The organism is Streptomyces mesophilus (genome assembly GCF_011044995.1).
GTDB lineage: Bacteria > Actinomycetota > Actinomycetes > Streptomycetales > Streptomycetaceae > Streptomyces > Streptomyces mesophilus.
Map to the genome: position 1 here is coordinate 1 of NZ_JAAKZW010000420.1, position 2,845 is coordinate 2,845.

Annotated in this window: 2 protein-coding genes; both read right to left on the bottom strand. The window is 70.9% G+C overall.

The window, feature by feature from the left end:
* Positions 1 to 16: 16 nt before the first annotated feature.
* Positions 17 to 1,762 carry a ferredoxin reductase family protein gene (locus tag G6045_RS40150; protein WP_328708092.1) on the bottom strand — a complete coding sequence of 582 codons (1,746 nt, stop codon included), beginning with the start codon at positions 1,760 to 1,762 and terminating at the stop codon, positions 17 to 19.
* A gap of 300 nt (positions 1,763 to 2,062) precedes the next feature.
* Positions 2,063 to 2,590, bottom strand: a complete 528-nt coding sequence (locus G6045_RS40155) for an SMI1/KNR4 family protein (RefSeq protein WP_165337185.1) — start codon at positions 2,588 to 2,590, stop codon at positions 2,063 to 2,065.
* Between the last annotated feature and the right edge of the window lie 255 nt (positions 2,591 to 2,845).

Here is a 2,845-nt window from a genome sequence, read left to right on the forward strand (position 1 = left end):
GGGCTGGGCTCGGGGCTCAGAAAGTGAAGTTCTCGGCGTGGATGTGCTGTTCGGGCACTCCGGCCCGGATCAGTGCGGCCGTCGCCGCCTCGGCCATCCTGGGCGGACCGCACAGGTAGACGTCGTGTTCGGCGAGGTCGGGGACAAGGTTGCGCAGGGCCTGGGGGGCGAGCGGGTCGAAGGAGGCGTCGGAGGGGCCGAGGAGGTAATGGAGCGCCGCCTGGCGGTCGGCCGCGATGGCTTCCAGTTCGTCCCGGAGCACCAACTGGGCGGCGTTGTTGGCGCGGTAGAGCAGCGTCAGATCGCCCGGTCCGCCGGGGAGCGTCTCGAAGAGCGCCCGCATCGGCGTGATGCCGACCCCGCCCGCGAGCAGCAGCACCTTGCGACGGGTACGGCGGTGCGCGGTCAGGGCACCGAACGGTCCGGTGGCGAGCACCCTCGTACCGGGACGCAGCCGCCGCATGCGGCGGGTGTGGTTCCCGGCGGCCTTCACCGTGATACGCAGCGTGTCCTCGCGTACGGGCGCGGAGAGCGAGAAGGGCAGCGCGGTGCGCCAGAGCCTGCGCTGCAGGAACCGCCAGCGGAAGAACTGGCCGGGCTCGGCCCGCAGTTCGTCGAGACCCGCGCCCTGAATGAGGACCGAGACGACATCGGGGCCTTCCCGCCGTACCTCCGTGACCCGCAGCGCGTGCCGCAGCGCCTGCCGTACGGGGACGACGAGCCGGTACCAGACGAGCAGGGCCGCGACCGTGGTGTGCAGCAGCGTCCAGGTCCACGCGGCGAACTTGCTGCCCGCGATCTCGGGTCCTGCGAGCTGGTGGGCGAAGGCGAGTGCGGCGGCGAGGTAGGTGAGCAGATGCAGGGCGCGCCAGGTCTCGTGGGTGACGCGGCGGCGTACCGCGCGGGCGGAGGTGACGCCCACGGCGATCAGGAGCCCGGTGCCGAGGGTCGCGGCGGCCAGCGCCGGGTAGCCGAGCAGCTCGGCGCCCGCCGTCAGGAGATCCGTCCCGCGATGAACGGCGTATCCGCACAGCGCGAGCACGGTGTGCCCGACGCACAGGCTGAGCACCCAACGCCCGCCCCACGCATGCCACCTGGCCAGCCGGTCCGCGCCGACGCCGTGCTCGACGGCGGGGACGCGGGCCATCAGGAACAGCATGACGAGCACGCCGTATCCCGCGAGCAGCCCGGTGAGGTGGGCCCCGGTCGCGAACAGCGCGTCGAGCCGCGCGGAGGGATGCACCTGCACGGCCCACAGACCGGTGACGGCCACGGCACCGGCGAGGAGGCCGGCGCGAAGATGGGCCGGGGGGATACGGAGGGGGGAGGCCGGGGTGGCCGGGCTCGGGGTGCGGGGGTGGGGTTGGGGTTGGGGCCGGACCTGGGGTTGGGGCCGGAGCTGGGCCTGGGGCTGAGGTTGGGTCCGGATACGGGGCGCGGGCTCCGACAGCCGGTCGGACCGGGGGTGGGGCTGGGGCTGTGCGGACCGGGTCGGCCGCGCACCCGCGCTCCCCCGCTCGTCCTCCGTGTGCCCGAGCAACACCCGCAGCCCATGCGCGGCCACGGTGCCCATGGCACGCGTACGCGGAACGCGCGGCGGGGACGCAGGACGCGGCGGCACGGCCGGCCCGGCGACCGCGTGCCGCTGTTCCACCGCCTCGGTCTGCTCGAGATACGCGGCGAGCGCGGGGTACTTGGAAAGCCCGGCCGCCGCCGCCACGTCTGCGACCGGCACGTCCCCAACTGCTGCGTCAGTACTCACGGCGCCTGAACATAGGCGTTCCGGGCCCGAAGAAACACCTGGTCAGAGCCTTACCGGTGATCCTTAAGGTTGCTTTGAGGATGGCCTCAAGAACGGTTAAGAACCGGGCGCCTTCCGGCCCTGATCAGAGGCCACATCCATCAACCTGGCGTGCTCGAAGCCAAGCTCCAGGAAGTGCTCCGTGCGCAGCAGGCGAACATCTTCAAGGTGCAGTGGCCCGATCCCGTCAGCGCGAGCACCCTCGCCGAGTTCGACCATCGTCGTGCATCAGCCGGTGCAACGCCGTGGCCGTCAGCCGGTTCAGCGGCAGAGCCCCATGATGATGTCGTCAAAGTCAGGGAATTCCGCTCCGGCTTGCTCGATCACCGATGCTCCCCGCTGACGCCGGCCGGGAGCAAACCGCTCCGCGATGGCCACCAGTTCGCTACCGGGGCACGGAGTCCGATCCGGCTCATAACCGGTGGCCGCCTCCCAGGGGCCGAAGCCGTCGGCAAGGAGCCAGAGGAAGTCGCCCAGATTACGGGCGACCACTCCGGTCTCCCCCTCGGATCCGAGGAAGACGACGGGCTGGTCGGTCAGAGGCACACCTGGTCGGGCCAGCCAGAGGGCCGCGTACCCACCCGAGCCGTCCTGACCGAACACGCGGAAGTCATCTCCGCTCAGTTCACCGTTTCCGGTCCATGCCCGGAACCAGTCAGTGGTCTCCTCGGCGGGCAGGAAGGCCGAGAACGGTTCGAAGTCGACTCCTTCACCACCGGCGTAGTCGAATCGGGCGGCCATCGCGGCCGCAAGCGCGACCGGAAACTGTCGGTCAGTAGTCGGAGCCATCCGGACACGCTAGCGGCGTGGTCGGACACCAAGGTTGCTTGAGAACCCGGTGCCTCGGTACCTGATCACAGTCGCTCCCCTGCTCGGCGCACACAGGCGCCCACCCGCCCCGGCGTGTTCTCAACGTCTTCAGAAGGGCAGCTCGTGAGCATCTGAACGAGCCGTGAGGTCGCGTCACCGCATAGCGGCGCATCGGTCGCCGAAGGTCGCCCGACGAGCATGCAGCACGACGCACCCCCACCCCCACCTCACACC